The organism is Acinetobacter sp. TR11, assembly GCF_027105035.1.
Lineage (GTDB): Bacteria > Pseudomonadota > Gammaproteobacteria > Pseudomonadales > Moraxellaceae > Acinetobacter.
In genome coordinates, this window is the sequence record NZ_CP114256.1 from 1141886 (window position 1) to 1156817 (window position 14932).

Consider the following 14932-nt stretch of genomic DNA (forward strand, 5'->3'; position numbering starts at 1 on the left):
CAAAATGAGAGCTTCGTCTTATGCTGTGATTAGCGTAATTTTGCTAACCAATCACCAAATGATTGAACCAGTTGAACTAAAATTAGCAGTACAATCACGGTTAAAATAACAACACTGGTATCAAAACGTTGATAACCATAGGAAATAGCTAAATCACCGATACCTCCTGCACCAACTGCGCCAGCCATTGCAGTTGCACCAATTAAGGAAATCGTCCCTGTGGTCAGATTCAAAATTAATGAGCTACGTGCTTCGGGGATAATAAATTTAAAAATGATCTGCCAAGGTGAAGCTCCCATTGCTTGAGCGGATTCAATAATACCTTCATTCACTTCAAGTAATGAGGTTTCAATTAAACGCCCTAAATACGGACCTACATAAATGGTGAGGGGAACAATCGCAGCCCACGTCCCAATAGATGTACCAACGAGCATTTTAGTCAGTGGAATAACGGCAATCAATAAAATGATAAAGGGTAAAGAACGTAGTGCATTTACAATTGGGTTGAGAAAATAATAGATTGCTCGGTTTTGTAAGATACCACCTGTGCGAGTGACCACTAAAGTTACCCCTTGAATCAATCCCCAAATACAACCAAAAAGCAATGAGAAAAAAACCATTTGAAAGGTTTCTTGTAATGCCGTGACGAATTGATCAATTGAAAGGGAACTGTGCCAAAACGGCGCAGAAGCTTCAGTAAGCCATTGTACGATTAAATCTCTCATTGGCTGACTCCAGACTGTTCAACTTTCACGCCTTGTTGCTCAAGAAACTTAATAGCGTTTTGAATAGTCGCTGAATCACCCAAAAGTTGAATAAACATCTGTCCAATCACAGTGCCATTGATTTCAGTCATGTTGGCAAAAAGAATATTTAGGCTCAAATCAAATTGCTTAATCACAGCTTGAATTACTGTTTCTTGAGCAGATGTCCCCAAGAATTGCAGACTATAAATACTATTATGATGCTTATGTTCAAGGGTATTGAGGATATTAATTGGTAACTGTTGTTGTAAAACAGTTTGAATGAAAGTCTTTGTAGTCGAATGCTGAGGTTGACTAAAAATATTGAGGGTAGGGCCTGTTTCAATCACATGGCCTGCCTCCATCACTGCAACATAATCACAAACAGATTCAATTACGTCCATTTCATGCGTGACCATCACAATGGTGATATTTTGTTCTTTATTAATCTTTTTTAACAGTGCTAAAACGGATTGTGTGGTCTGAGGGTCAAGTGCAGAGGTCGCTTCATCACAAAGTAAAATTTTAGGATGGTTTGCAAGCGCACGTGCGATACCCACGCGTTGCTTTTGTCCGCCTGAAAGTTCATCGGGATAGGCATCTTTTTTATGTTTGAGATCGATGAACTCTAATAGCTCCGCTAGACGCTTTTCGCGCTCAGCTTTGCTATGTCCCAATAATTTGAGTGGCATTTCAATATTTTCAGATACTGTTTTAGTTTGCAGTAAATTGAAATGTTGAAAGATCATGCCGATATTTGCACGTTCTTGACGAAGCGTACGCGCATCCATTGCAGTAAAGTCTTTCTGATTGATAATTACCTGTCCCTGCGTTGGGCGTTCAAGCAAATTAATCAAACGAATCAACGTACTTTTACCTGCACCACTATAACCAATAATGCCGAAGATGCTGCCTTCTGGGATCTCTAAATTAATTTGATCCAGTGCGTTGATCGTTTGACCTTTCAATTGATAGTGTTTCGAAATGTTTTTAAATTGGATCATGTTCGTCAGTACTAAGCAAAAAAGAAAAAACAGGCAAATATCTTTGCCTGTTTCATTGAAAATATTATATTACGATTTTGCTTCACTGAGATAGCTTGTCGGTTTGTTTACATCAACTTTTGTACCCGCAAAATGTTCTTGCACATATTTTTTCACAGCTTCTGTATGATAAAGTGCACCAACTTTTTGTAGTACTGCATCGTCTTTACGAGATTCAGCAGTTGCTAAAACATTGACATTCAATTTAGTACTTTGATCAATTGGTTCGTAATAGATTGCATCTTTAAGAACGTTCAAACCACCTTCTAAAGCCAAGGTGTTGCCTAATAAAATCGCATCAACTTCGTCTTTTACACGTACAGCTGTCGCCATTTGAATTGGCTTGATTACGATTTTTTTACTATTTTCGATAATGTCAGCAGGCGTGCCTTTCACAGGATCGAAATCAGCTTTTAATTTGATTAAACCTGCGCTTTGTAAAAGTAACAATGCACGTGATTCATTTGCGCCGTCATTTGGGATTGCAATGGTTGCGCCTTGAGCAAATTCTTCAACTTTTTTGACTTTGCTTGAGTAAATACCCATCGGTTCTAAATAAGTCGTAGAAACAGGTGCAATCTTATCTTTATTTGCCGCATTAAAAGCAACAAGGTAAGCGTAAGATTGGAAGGCATTAATATCAACTTCTTTATTAGCAACAGCTGTATTCATGGCAACATAGTCAGTGAAGTTTTTGACTTCAAGTTTAATACCTGCGGCTTTAGTTTCAGGTAAAGTTGCAATATAACGCCAAATATCAGCATCTGATCCAGTAGATGCCATAACAACAGTTTGTAATCCACCAGCATTTGCTTTCTGCTCAGTAGATGCGGTATCAGGCTGTTTACTGCATGCTGCAAGTAATAACACCGATACACTTAAAAAAAGGCTAATCAGCTTTTTCATGTATAAATCCTAGTCGGAACAATGCCGAGAAAATCTTCATTCCTCTAGCATCAGGAATCGTAATGGTTTTGTATGTTGTAAATTGGCATCATCATTCAAAATTATTTTAGATTTTGAATCTAAGACGTTTTACAACATTGAAAAATAGATGATTGTTCTTGTCCTACTCTAGTGCTACTAGATTAAGAAGAAGAGCCAACCAAATTATTCTTACGCTAAATCTTGAAGTAGATGAAATGTCACAATTTAAAATTAATATTCTAAATATATGATAGTGATTAAAAAGAATCTTAACTATAGTTAACAATTCATCTATTAATTTACCAATCATACCAATAATTTAGATCTTGTTATAGTAGTTGTGCTAGATACTTCACAATCTAACGGTATGATTATTTAAGGAAAATTATGTTCTAAGTAAATATAAATGAATGATAGTTTTATAAATTTTTCTGAATACAGATTGCAAATGGTTTACTTTAAATTGGATATATATTTTTCTGAATTTGTTATTTATATAATGAATATAGATGCTTGATTTATGCACTATTTGTGAATAAAAAAGCCTTCCAGAGAAGGCTTTCTTTCATCGTGATAAGGCTTATTCAGCTTGTTCACGTGCAATCGCACGGTAACCAATATCGCTACGATATTGCATACCTGTAAATGTTACTTGACCACATACTTCTAAAGCATTGATCTGTGCTTCAAGTACAGTATCACCTAATGCTGTTACACAAAGAACGCGACCACCAGCTGTGATGATATGGCCATCTTCTGTCGTTGCCGTACCTGCATGGAAGATCTTAGTATCTTCAGGAGATTGTCCAATACCAGAAATCACATCACCTTTACGTACAGTGTCAGGGTATCCTCCAGCTGCAAGTACAATACCGATTGATTTACGTTCATCCCACTCAGCTTCTTTTGGAAGATTGCCCGCAATACCCGCTTCAACCAAATCAACCAAAGATGATTTTAAGCGCATCATAATCGGTTGTGTTTCTGGATCACCGAAACGACAGTTAAATTCAATAACGCGTGGTTGACCTTGTTCATCAATCATTAAACCAGCATATAAGAAGCCAGTATAAACATGACCATCTGCTGCCATACCGTCAACAGTAGGGCGCATTACTTCGTTCATGACACGTTCAAACACTTCTGCCGTTACCACTGGTGCAGGAGAGTAAGCACCCATACCGCCAGTGTTTGGACCTTCATCGCCTTCAAAAATACGTTTGTGATCTTGTGAAGTGGCCATTGGCAAAATGTTGTTGCCATCGATCATACAAATGAAGCTTGCTTCTTCACCAGCGAGGAACTGTTCGATAACAACACGTGAACCTGCATCACCAAACTTGTTACCCGCAAGCATATCGTCAATCGCAGCAAAAGCTTCTTCGTTGGTCATTGCCACGATTACGCCTTTACCTGCAGCTAGACCGTCCGCTTTAATTACGATAGGTGCGCCATTTTTTTCAACGTATGCTTTTGCCGCATCCACTTCAGTGAAAACGTCATAAAAAGCGGTAGGAATGTTGTGGCGTTTTAAGAAATGTTTGGCAAATGCTTTAGAACCTTCAAGCTGTGCAGCATACTGGGTTGGGCCCCAGATTTTTAAACCTGCTTCACGTGCAGCATCTACTACACCATTGACTAATGGTGCTTCAGGACCAACAATGACCAATGCAATATCATTTGCTTTTGCAAATGCGATGATTGCTGGATTGTCTAGAATATTAAGCTCTACGTTTGTACATTTATCTTCTGTTGCCGTGCCTGCATTACCTGGCGCAACGAAAACTTGTGTGACTTTTGCATCTTGTGCGATTTTCCATGCAAGTGCATGTTCACGGCCACCGCTACCCAAAACTAAAATATTCATTATTAAGTTATTTCCCTTTTTCAGTATCTAAGAATATACCTGTTCAGAATAAAAAAGTCCCTCTTAACCTCTCCCTTGCGGAACTACAATCGTTCCTCATCTCCTAAGAGGAGAGGGAACCCATATTGATATTGGTGTAGTCTCCCTCCTTTTAGGAGGGAGATTTAGAGGGAGGTAAATAAGATGGAATTTTTAAAGTAGTATTAGTGACGGAAGTGACGCATGCCTGTGAACACCATGGCAATACCAGCTTCATCCGCTGCTGCAATGGTTTCTTCGTCGCGCATTGAACCGCCCGGTTGGATAATACATTTAATACCAGCCTTAGCTGCATTATCAATACCATCACGGAATGGGAAGAATGCATCAGATGCCATTACCGCACCTTCAACCACTAAACCTGCATGTTCAGCTTTAATCGCTGCAATACGTGCAGAGTTGACGCGGCTCATTTGGCCAGCGCCTACACCAATCGTTTGACGATCTTTTGCATAAACAATTGCATTTGATTTCACATATTTCGCTACTTTCCAAGCAAAGATCAAATCATCAATTTCTTGTTCAGTTGGCGCACGTTTGGTCACAACTTTAAGATCATCTTTAGTGATCATGCCTAGATCTTGGTCTTGAACCAATAAACCGCCATTCACGCGCTTATAGTCAAGTTGTGCTGCACGAGCGTCAATTGCTGGAAGCTCACCACACACCAACACACGTACATTCTTTTTCGCACCTGTGATTTCAAGTACACCATCCGCAATGCTTGGTGCAATAATCACTTCAACGAATTGACGATCTACAATCGCTTGTGCAGTCGCAGTGTCCAATTCACGGTTGAATGCAATGATGCCACCAAATGCTGATTCAGGATCGGTTGCATAAGCAAGATCATAAGCTGCTTTGATACCATCCAATGAAACAGCAACGCCACAAGGGTTTGCATGTTTAACGATGACACAAGCAGGCTTCGCAAATGATTTCACACACTCAAGTGCTGCATCGGTATCTGCAATATTGTTATAAGAGAGTTCTTTGCCTTGTAATTGCTTCGCAGTAGACACAGATGCTTCTTTTGCATTTTCTTCTACATAGAATGCTGCGTTTTGATGCGGGTTTTCACCATAACGTAAATCTTGTGCTTTATTTAGTTGGGTATTGAAGGTACGCGGGAACAGATCCGCTTCGCCTTCAGTTTTGCCAACACGCGCGCCTAAATAAGATGCGATCATGCCATCGTATTGTGCTGTATGTTCAAACGCTTTTACCGCGAGGTCGAAACGAGTTTCGTAAGAAAGTGCGCCATTTGCTTTTAATTCAGCAACGACCGTGTCGTAATCAGTTGCATTCACGATAATGCCTACTGAAGCATGGTTCTTTGCAGCGGCACGAACCATCGTCGGACCACCGATGTCGATATTCTCGATTGCATCTGCAAGTGAACAGTTCGGTTTTGCTACTGTTGCTGCGAATGGATACAGATTTACAATCACTAGATCAATCGGATCGATGTTGTGTTCTTGCATCACTGCTTCGTCCAGACCACGACGAGCTAAGATGCCTCCATGAATTTTTGGATGTAATGTTTTTACACGACCATCCATCATTTCAGGAAAACCTGTATGTTCAGAAACCTCTACTACGGCGATATTGTTGTCTTTAAGCAACTTATATGTACCGCCCGTAGATAAAATTTCTACCCCTAGAGCTACAAGATTTTGAGCGAATTCAACGATTCCGGTTTTATCAGATACAGAGATTAAAGCACGTTTGATAGTCATGATTTTAGTCAACAGTTTGAAGTCTACAGATTGAAAATAAAAGGCAAAAAAAATGCCCACGAGAACGTGAGCATTTTATCAATTATTCACTCATTAAACCGTGAGCTTTTAACTTTTTGCGTAAAGTTCCGCGGTTAAGGCCTAAAATCTCAGCGGCACGTGTTTGATTACCGCGAGTATATTCTAAGACCACAGATAAAAGAGGTTTCTCCATTTCTGCTAAAACCATGTCATAAACTTGAGATGGTTGCTCACCTTGCAATTGTGCAAAATAATGACGAACTGCGCGATCTACATGGATGCGAAGAGCGACATCAGATTGAGCCGTAAAAATAGGAGATTTGCTATTCATGCGTTTTAATCCGAAAAATCAAAATATCACTTGGGTAAAGTGATATAAATGTGGTCTAAATTACTGAGTCCTGTTTTAGATCCTAAAACAGTGACTCTAAAACAATGGGACTATTAGCTTGCCACAAATCCTCGAATTGTGTAAAAAATAAGCGTAACAATAGTTAAATATTTGTTACAGCCTACTTTTAAAAACAAAAAAACCAACAATGCGCTTATGTGTTAGAAGCACAGTTCGTTTAACGATTTTATTGTCTATAAATAACGAGGAGTAAGTGGGTTAAGCATTCGTGGCGCGTATCATACCACTGTCTGCGAAAAAGTGAGCAAATTAACTGCACTTTTTTTTATTTTTTTGTCATTTTTTTACGCTTTTAAGGTTGTACAATTTCTAAACTATAATCATCGAAGCTTTTTTTACTCTTTGGTACTGTAAATTCGAATCGAAAAGGGCTATTCGTTGGGATTCTTTGGATGCTTTTTAAACTATCCACTAAATAATCTTGTGGCTTTAGCGTGATATCGGTGATGACTTCTCCATTTTCTTTTAGAATCACTTTAATAGAGGGGATCACAAGACTATCTTTGTGACGGTTTACTAATACACCCGTGAAGCTTGTTTCATCTTTGCCTACACGTTTAATTTTTACTTTTTCAAAACTAAGAAATTTATATTGTTCATTTTTTATTTTGCACGTTACTACATTGCAGGCATAGTTAAAGATGCGATTCAATGCTGGACTATCATGCATGAGTTTTGGATTGAACCATAAAATCTGAAAAGCAAAAACTAGAATTAATGCAATATTGCCTAATCCCCACAATGTGTAATAAAGCCAGCCATGTTGTTTATGATTTTGTTCATGGTCAATTAATAAGTTATCTTCTGATAAGTTCAAATTAGGCAATGCCGTAACGGGTTCAGTATTAAAGTAATTTAAATTATTTAAATAAGTCAATAAATCAATATTTGAGTTCTCAATTTTCTGATCAAAAATACTCAAAATTTGCATTTGCTTCTCAGCAAAAGAACTATCGGGTTGAATCGAAGAAAATAATGAACGATTTGGTGGTGTTGGGGTTGTGTCAGCCGTTTCAGAATCGATTAGATTCGTTAATGCATTAAAATTAATGATACATTTTGGGCAACAAACCATGCCCTGTGCAACGCTAAGTTGTGAAAGGGTTACTTTATACACGGTTGAGCATTTAGGGCAGCGGGTTTGTTTTTCACTCATAAGGAACAAATTTCTCAAATTGTTGTTTTACGTTTTCCTGAGATGCGACACCAGTTCTCTTCACGTTTTTCGATCTGTAATACATCAAAAAATTCAGAGTAAACACTAGAAACATCAGCAACTTGCTCTTCGATTACACCAGCAAGTGCGAATTCACCCTCATTTTTCAATAAAGTTGAGAATTCAGGCGCAAGTGCCATTAGCGGTGCCGCTAAAATATTCGCGACAAGTATGTCCGCTTGTTGTTGTTTGAATTCTTGCTCAAACTCTTCAGGTAATCCTACATAAAGACGCTCAAGTACACCATTTAATTCTGCATTTTGTTTTGTAGCTAATACTGCTTGAGGATCGATATCAGTGGCATAAACTTTTTGAGCACCAAGCAATAAAGCTGCAACGCCTAAAATGCCTGAACCACAGCCGTAGTCAATGACGATTTTATCTTTTACATCGGTTTTGCCTAACCATTGTAAGCATAGGAACGTACTTGCGTGATTTCCCGTACCAAAAGCAAGACCTGGATCAAGTTTAATATTTGTTGCATCAGCTTCAGGTGGCTCTAACCACTCTGGTACGATCCAGTATTTCTCGCCAATTTGGATTGGCTCGTAATAGTCCATCCATGCGCGTTCCCATACTTGATTTTCTAAATATTCATGACGCATCGGAACGTTAGGGAGTTGCACTTTGAGGAAAGCCTCTAAGGTATCAACATCAATAGGATCATCTTCTTCTTGTTGATAAATTCCAGTAACAATAACTTTATTCCATAGTGGCGTTTCACCCGGTAATGGTTCAAGAAGTGCCTGATCTTCAGCATCATCCAAAGTCACACTCACAGCACCTAGAGAGAGAAGCAGTGTTTCAGTAAGCTCAACTTGATCTTGATCAACGGTAATATGAATTTGTAGCCAGTTCACAGGAAAACCTAAGTAAATGTATTTGGGGGTATTGTAATAGATTCAGCTTGCCTAAAGGGATTATAAAATAGGCAGATTACAATTTTAAGATCTTTTTTTTGAATTTAGTGTGTTGATCACATCAAATATGATAAAAGAATGCGCTTAGGTCACATTCTTTTATCATTTTAAATATTTATAACTTTCCTATTTGCACAAATCTATGGTGTTTGTACTGAACTTACTGGACGAGGTGCGGACTGAGTTTCTGAAATTTTGCTTTGAGTTTCAGGTGTCGCGTTGTTAGCAGGCATCGGTGGCAGTAATGCTAGTTTTCCAGCTTCATTCGGTTCACATGTGCCATTATAAACAACACCTTTATAAGCAAAAGAAACTATATCACCTTGTTTTTTGCTTTTACAAACTTGTTGATACTTTTGAGCTTGAGCATCAACAGTCGATTTAGCATTTACTTGTGCAGTTAGAGCTAAACATAGGCTACAAAGAAACGATGAAATTAAAAACTTTTTGTTCATATCATTTTCCTAAAGTATTTTATGCATTAATTAGAATAAGAAATTCATTCAGTAAAACAGTGGCGATCAGGTTAATGATTGTGTGGCGCTTTGTTAACCATAGAAGAAAAATGCAACAGAAGGTTTCTTTTTGTGTGTTTTGTATGCAGATTATTGATTTCTAGTGAATAAGAATATTGACGGTTTTTGTCAACTTAATATGAAAAATCCTGTATAATACTCTGTCATTTTTTGAATACACATTTACCACTATGCACTATCCTAAAGTTTACGACGTTATCGTAATTGGTGGCGGTCACGCTGGTACGGAAGCGGCACTTGCTGCAGCACGTATGGGAAGACAAACATTATTGTTGACGCATAATATTGAAACTTTGGGACAGATGAGCTGTAACCCTGCGATTGGTGGTATTGGTAAATCACATCTTGTTCGTGAGATTGATGCCTTAGGTGGTGCAATGGCACTTGCTGCGGATAAAGGTGGTATTCAATTCCGTATTTTAAACTCTCGTAAAGGTGCTGCGGTTCGTGCAACGCGTGCGCAAGCTGACCGTGTACGTTTTAAAGCTGCAATTCGTCATACCTTAGAAAACCAAGCCAACTTGGATATTTTCCAACAAGCGGCAGATGATCTTATTGTAGAAGGCGATACCGTTAAGGGTGTTGTGACTCAAATGGGCATCCGTTTTGATACCAAAACTGTGGTATTGACGACAGGTACATTCTTGGGTGGTGTGATTCATATTGGTCTACAAAACTCAAGTGGTGGTCGTGCGGGCGATCCACCGTCAATTGCATTAGCTCATCGTTTGCGTGAACTTAAATTGCCAGTAGGTCGTTTAAAAACAGGTACACCACCACGTATTGATGCGCGTACGGTTGATTTCTCTGTGATGACGCCACAGCCAGGTGATTTCCCATCGCCTGTAATGTCATTTATGGGTAATGCATCCATGCATCCTGAACAGGTGAATTGCTATATTACCCATACAAGTGAAAAAACCCATGAAATTATTCGTGGTGGTCTAGATCGTTCACCTATGTATACGGGTGTAATTGAAGGTGTAGGCCCGCGTTATTGCCCATCAATTGAAGATAAGATTCACCGTTTTGCTGATAAAGATTCACATCAAGTGTTCTTGGAGCCAGAAGGCTTGGATACGCATGAACTTTATCCAAACGGGATTTCAACATCATTACCATTTGACGTACAGTTCAATTTAGTTCGTTCGATCCGTGGTATGGAAAATGCGCATATCTTGCGCCCAGGCTATGCGATTGAATATGACTATTTCAATCCACAAGCATTGAAATTTACACTTGAAACCAAAGCGATTCAAAATCTGTACTTTGCTGGTCAAATCAACGGTACCACAGGTTATGAAGAAGCGGGGGCACAGGGTTTGCTTGCTGGTTTGAATGCTGCACGCCGTGCGTGGGAACAAGAAGAGTGGACACCAAAACGTGATCAAGCTTACATGGGCGTATTGGTTGACGATTTGATTACACTTGGCACCAAAGAGCCGTACCGTATGTTTACCTCGCGTGCGGAATATCGTTTGATGTTGCGTGAAGACAATGCTGATCAACGTCTAACATCTATTGGTCGTGAGCTTGGCTTAGTGGATGATGAGCGTTGGGCTGCATATAGCGAAAAAATGGAAGCGGTTGAGCGCGAAACTTCTCGTTTACAACATTTGTGGGCTGCGCCAAACAATCCAATGGGTAAAAAATTCGTTGAAATGACGGGTGCTGATCTTAGTAAAGAATGTAGTGCGATTGATTTATTAAAACGCCCAAATATCAATTTCAGTCAAATTGCAGAATTAACGGGTTCTGAGGTTTCAGAGCAAGTGGGTGAGCAAATCGAAATTGCGGTGAAATACGAAGGCTATATTCATCGTCAGCATGAAGATGTTGCACAGTTAAAGCGTCTTGAAGAAACCAGAATTCCATCTGATTTTGAATATGATGGTATCTCTGGTTTGTCACGTGAAATCACCTTGAAGTTAAAAACAGTTCGTCCAGAAACTTTGGCACAAGCTAGTCGTATCCCAGGTGTGACTCCCGCAGCAGTACAATTATTGATGATCACCATTCGCAAAAACAATATGGCGAAGAAATCAGCATAATTCTTGTATAAAGTTACGTGTTAAAAATACCCTCTTTTTATAAGAGGGTATTTTTTTTAATTTTGTTCTTAACCATTTATCTATGGGAAATTGAATGAAGAATTGGCTCATTTTATTTATCGCAATTGTTGCTGAAGTGATTGCTACTTCTGCTTTAAAAAGTAGTGAAGGGTTCACTAAGCCGATTGCATCTATTGTTGTTGTACTCGGTTATATGATTGCATTTTATTGTTTATCTCTCACATTGAAAACAATTCCCGTTGGTATTGCTTATGCGGTATGGTCGGGTGTTGGAATTGTTTTGATTACCACCGTGGCATGGTTTGTATTTGATCAGAAGTTAGATGTTTGGGGAATTATTGGGATTGTACTGATTATGAGTGGTGTACTGATCTTAAACTTATTGTCGAAAACGAGTTCTCATTAATCAAATAAAAAACCGAGCTGATATTTGCTCGGCAGATTAAAATCATGTTCACTTTATCATTTACAAAGCGATTTCAATCCCTTGACGCAAATTGTGCTGATCTAGTTGAGTATTCGCATCAATTTTTGCATAGGCTTTAGGTAATACACGGCGAGCAACACGATTCACTTTTTTTTCTAACCATAATGGCATTTTGATGGCTAGAGGGTTTGTTTCCGTATGCGATACATCAGTTAAAACACGTGTTCCCATAATATAGTCAAACCAAGGCTTGGTTATACACCAGTTGGCATTTTGGTTACTGGTCATGTGGTGGTCATAATGCCACGGAATTCGTTGCTTGGCGTATTCAGGGTCTAAGTGTGATTTGGCATGAACTTTCCAATAATTCCAAATACCATAATACAAACCAGCAGTAAAAAAAGGCGCAACGGGCAGGAAAATTGTTGATGCTGCTGCTAGACCGATAAGTGCTGATTTTTCATTATATATTTCAGAATTTTTAAACATTGATTCTGCATAACCTTCATCATGAAAGCTATTTAGGCGTGCGCGTTTGTGGTGAGCAATATGCGTGAAAAATGGACTGTTTCTATTTTTGCTTGGAAATTCATGCAACCAGACTTTATGAAAATACCATTCCATACCATTTGCAACAAAGATACCTACTAGAAAACCAATCATGTGAGATGACCTCGTAAAACATGCTTCAGATTTTAAGAAAATCACGATCAAAAGTTTTGACCGAGCTGACAGTTTTAATCTGCCTATCAAATCAAATTATTTTTTTTCTTTGTCGATAAGCAGTCGGTGTTTCTCCAGTCCAACGTTTAAATGCTCTAGAAAATGCAGATGGTTCAGAAAATCCTGTTAAGTAAACGATTTGATCAATATTCTCTTGTGTCTGAGATAACAAGCGTCTAGCTAAACGTTCAAGATAACCCGCAATCACTTTTTCGTAGCTAGTATTAAGTAAATGTAAATCAGCCCTTAAGCTGCGAGCGCTACGATTTAAATGTTATGCGACTATGTTTTGGTCAAATTCGCCTGATTCTAGTAAACCGTTGGCTAGAATTCTTTCTATCTGCTGGATGAGTTGATGTTTGTTAAGGCGTTCAAGTTGAGATTCTGCATGATGCTCGTGGATTTTTAATAATTCAGGTTCATATGCAGGTGAGGGAATATTTAATAGTTGTTGATCAAAGCAAATATAACCATCTGTTTGTCCGAGTTTGACAGGACAGCCCCATACTTTAAAATATTCTTCTTGTGTTGCACCTTCTTGATAAGGCAAACCAATTTCAATCGGTACAAAAGTATTTTCACTCATATATTTTAAAAAATTGAGTAAAATTCCAATCTCACATTCTAAATAATGTCGAATTGGATGATTAAGACCAGAAATAATTGTAGTCGTTTCATTTTTGAATAAAAGCTTAAATGACATTGCGTCTGTCAATAATGCTTGATAGCGAATCGTTCTTTTTAGACCTTCGCCAAAGGTTGGGCTACTGAGAAAAAGATATTCAATTACTTGCCCACGAAAGGCGGGAACATTGATGCAATATGCAAACCAACATTTTGATCTCGACTGATTTCTGCTGCTGCATGCCAAAAACGTGATTGAGTTGAATTATCACGGCGGACAAATTTATCAGGAGCTTGATCGGGTAAATGTACACTGGCAAAAATGGCTGCTGCGTCTAGATTCATCTTTTACATGGTTTGATAAACCATCCATAAAAAGATGCCTGCATCACTGGTTTTTTTTGAAGTCATAAAACAGGGTAAGTATTCGTTTTAAAACAATATACTATTTTTATGATCAAAATGAATTGTATTTTATAACAAGGTGAAAGAAAGGCACTTACAGCAAGTAAGTGCCTAATCGACTTATTCAGTCACTTCTACAGTAACACTATAAGTATAGGTTTGAGTCACAGGTTGTTTGGTATTATCAGGGTTTGCTTCAGGATAAGCGGCTGTAATTAAATAAATACCAGCTTCATTAAATTTAACTTCAACTTCACCTTTTGCATTGGTTTTCACATGGGGTTGTTCACGTTTTGCATTTGGTTGATAGCTACTTGCACCTTTAAAGACATCAACTTCTAAGTTAGGAACAGCTTTGCCATCCATTAAAACTTGTGCTTTAAGTGATTCACCAACATATAATTCATTTGGATGTGTTAAAAATTTAAACTCAAAACCTTTATTTTCAACTTGTGGAGTTTGGCTTGGTTTGCCTTTCGTTACAAAACTTTCGGCAATATAATAATTGGTGGTTTGTATTGTTTTTGCATTGGCTGGAACTTGGTCTTCAGCAACAAAACGAGGTGGTTGATTCGCAGGTGCTTGTTGAGGTGCTTTTTGTTCAGCATTTGCTTGGGGTTGTTGCATTGGTGATGCATTTGCAGGGCGTGGTGCGCGTACACGTAACCAATGACCATCCACTAAAGCATATTTGGTTGGATTACCTACAGCATCTTTGGTTCGGATACGGTAGGTTCCTTCATTGGCTAAAGTGAATTCAGCAATATTAAACTTTTTCAGTTCTGCTGCTGCATTAAGTGATGTCGTCTTTCCATCAGGGCTTGTAACTTGGTAACTCGTTTTAAAGTTTCTGCTTGGAACAAAGAATTTTTCTACAGTGATACTACTTTGGAAACTAACATTGTCTGACTTACTATCAAATACTTCTGGCAATAAAAAAGGGCTAGCAGTATGGGCAAAACTTAATGTTGGTAAGGCAGAAAGTAATGCAATCGTAACCAAATGACGCATGAAGAATTCCTTAAAAGATAAATAAGCAAAAACGCACAAGATTTGTGACAATCTACTTGATAACGAGTATCAATTGCAATATTATTTCGATAAATTTTTAATCGTCAAGCTGAAACACTTGGATTGGCAATTAAAAAAATATTTCCCTCGCTTATGTGAAGCCTAATTTTGATTAATGTCATTGATTTTATTTAATAATATAGTCAT

Annotated in this window: 13 protein-coding genes and 1 pseudogene; 2 read left to right on the forward strand and 12 right to left on the reverse strand. The window is 38.3% G+C overall.

Annotated features, from left to right (window positions below; translation table 11 throughout):
* Positions 1-29: 29 nt before the first annotated feature.
* The 9 genes from O1450_RS05535 to O1450_RS05575 all read right to left on the reverse strand — a co-directional run bounded on the left by O1450_RS05535 (position 30) and on the right by O1450_RS05575 (position 9382).
* On the reverse strand, positions 30-725 hold the full coding sequence (locus O1450_RS05535) for a methionine ABC transporter permease (RefSeq protein WP_269229999.1): 696 nt from the start codon (positions 723-725) through the stop codon (positions 30-32).
* The gene (locus tag O1450_RS05540; protein ID WP_269230000.1) at positions 722-1747 is read right to left on the reverse strand and encodes a methionine ABC transporter ATP-binding protein; all 1026 of its coding nucleotides are present in this window, start codon (positions 1745-1747) and stop codon (positions 722-724) included. The genes O1450_RS05535 and O1450_RS05540 overlap by 4 nt, the downstream gene beginning before the upstream one ends.
* Before the next feature lie 69 nt (positions 1748-1816).
* Complete coding sequence (locus O1450_RS05545; protein WP_269230001.1) at positions 1817-2692, reverse strand: MetQ/NlpA family ABC transporter substrate-binding protein; 876 nt, start codon at positions 2690-2692, stop codon at positions 1817-1819.
* Between the two features lie 601 nt (positions 2693-3293).
* Positions 3294-4580: a phosphoribosylamine--glycine ligase gene (purD, locus tag O1450_RS05550; protein WP_269230002.1), complete on the reverse strand. Its 1287-nt coding sequence runs from the start codon at positions 4578-4580 to the stop codon at positions 3294-3296.
* 203 nt (positions 4581-4783) lie between these two features.
* The gene (gene purH / locus O1450_RS05555) at positions 4784-6358 is read right to left on the reverse strand and encodes a bifunctional phosphoribosylaminoimidazolecarboxamide formyltransferase/IMP cyclohydrolase (protein ID WP_269230003.1); all 1575 of its coding nucleotides are present in this window, start codon (positions 6356-6358) and stop codon (positions 4784-4786) included.
* Positions 6359-6440: 82 nt separating this feature from the next.
* A complete protein-coding gene (gene fis / locus O1450_RS05560; protein ID WP_001086304.1) occupies positions 6441-6710 on the reverse strand; it encodes a DNA-binding transcriptional regulator Fis in 270 nt (89 codons plus the stop codon).
* Positions 6711-7083: 373 nt separating this feature from the next.
* The gene (locus tag O1450_RS05565; RefSeq protein WP_269230004.1) at positions 7084-7947 is read right to left on the reverse strand and encodes a DUF3426 domain-containing protein; all 864 of its coding nucleotides are present in this window, start codon (positions 7945-7947) and stop codon (positions 7084-7086) included.
* A 14-nt stretch (positions 7948-7961) separates the two neighbouring features.
* Positions 7962-8867: a 50S ribosomal protein L11 methyltransferase gene (gene prmA, locus O1450_RS05570; RefSeq protein WP_269230005.1), complete on the reverse strand. Its 906-nt coding sequence runs from the start codon at positions 8865-8867 to the stop codon at positions 7962-7964.
* 200 nt (positions 8868-9067) lie between these two features.
* Positions 9068-9382: a hypothetical protein gene (locus O1450_RS05575; RefSeq protein WP_269230006.1), complete on the reverse strand. Its 315-nt coding sequence runs from the start codon at positions 9380-9382 to the stop codon at positions 9068-9070.
* A 251-nt stretch (positions 9383-9633) separates the two neighbouring features.
* On the opposite strand from O1450_RS05575, the gene mnmG reads away from it, so the two are divergent.
* A complete protein-coding gene (gene mnmG, locus O1450_RS05580) occupies positions 9634-11514 on the forward strand; it encodes a tRNA uridine-5-carboxymethylaminomethyl(34) synthesis enzyme MnmG (protein ID WP_269230007.1) in 1881 nt (626 codons plus the stop codon).
* A 94-nt stretch (positions 11515-11608) separates the two neighbouring features.
* Positions 11609-11941: a DMT family transporter gene (locus O1450_RS05585; protein WP_269230008.1), complete on the forward strand. Its 333-nt coding sequence runs from the start codon at positions 11609-11611 to the stop codon at positions 11939-11941.
* Positions 11942-12001: 60 nt separating this feature from the next.
* On the opposite strand, the gene O1450_RS05590 is transcribed toward O1450_RS05585, so the two are convergent.
* From O1450_RS05590 to O1450_RS05600, 3 genes and pseudogenes are all read right to left on the reverse strand, one after another.
* Complete coding sequence (locus O1450_RS05590; RefSeq protein WP_269230009.1) at positions 12002-12625, reverse strand: sterol desaturase family protein; 624 nt, start codon at positions 12623-12625, stop codon at positions 12002-12004.
* A gap of 91 nt (positions 12626-12716) precedes the next feature.
* A pseudogene (locus O1450_RS05595) lies at positions 12717-13720 on the reverse strand (AraC family transcriptional regulator ligand-binding domain-containing protein).
* Between the two features lie 114 nt (positions 13721-13834).
* The gene (locus O1450_RS05600) at positions 13835-14725 is read right to left on the reverse strand and encodes a DUF4198 domain-containing protein (RefSeq protein WP_269230010.1); all 891 of its coding nucleotides are present in this window, start codon (positions 14723-14725) and stop codon (positions 13835-13837) included.
* Between the last annotated feature and the right edge of the window lie 207 nt (positions 14726-14932).

Bases quoted from the DNA above. Each gene is read 5' to 3' on its own strand.
- O1450_RS05535 (WP_269229999.1), bottom strand. From the start codon at position 725: ATGAGAGATTTAATCGTACAATGGCTTACTGAAGCTTCTGCGCCGTTT.
- O1450_RS05540 (WP_269230000.1), bottom strand. From the start codon at position 1,747: ATGATCCAATTTAAAAACATTTCGAAACACTATCAATTGAAAGGTCAA.
- O1450_RS05545 (WP_269230001.1), bottom strand. From the start codon at position 2,692: ATGAAAAAGCTGATTAGCCTTTTTTTAAGTGTATCGGTGTTATTACTT.
- purD (WP_269230002.1), bottom strand. From the start codon at position 4,580: ATGAATATTTTAGTTTTGGGTAGCGGTGGCCGTGAACATGCACTTGCA.
- purH (WP_269230003.1), bottom strand. From the start codon at position 6,358: ATGACTATCAAACGTGCTTTAATCTCTGTATCTGATAAAACCGGAATC.
- fis (WP_001086304.1), bottom strand. From the start codon at position 6,710: ATGAATAGCAAATCTCCTATTTTTACGGCTCAATCTGATGTCGCTCTT.
- O1450_RS05565 (WP_269230004.1), bottom strand. From the start codon at position 7,947: ATGAGTGAAAAACAAACCCGCTGCCCTAAATGCTCAACCGTGTATAAA.
- O1450_RS05575 (WP_269230006.1), bottom strand. From the start codon at position 9,382: ATGAACAAAAAGTTTTTAATTTCATCGTTTCTTTGTAGCCTATGTTTA.
- mnmG (WP_269230007.1), top strand. From the start codon at position 9,634: ATGCACTATCCTAAAGTTTACGACGTTATCGTAATTGGTGGCGGTCAC.
- O1450_RS05585 (WP_269230008.1), top strand. From the start codon at position 11,609: ATGAAGAATTGGCTCATTTTATTTATCGCAATTGTTGCTGAAGTGATT.
- O1450_RS05590 (WP_269230009.1), bottom strand. From the start codon at position 12,625: ATGATTGGTTTTCTAGTAGGTATCTTTGTTGCAAATGGTATGGAATGG.
- O1450_RS05600 (WP_269230010.1), bottom strand. From the start codon at position 14,725: ATGCGTCATTTGGTTACGATTGCATTACTTTCTGCCTTACCAACATTA.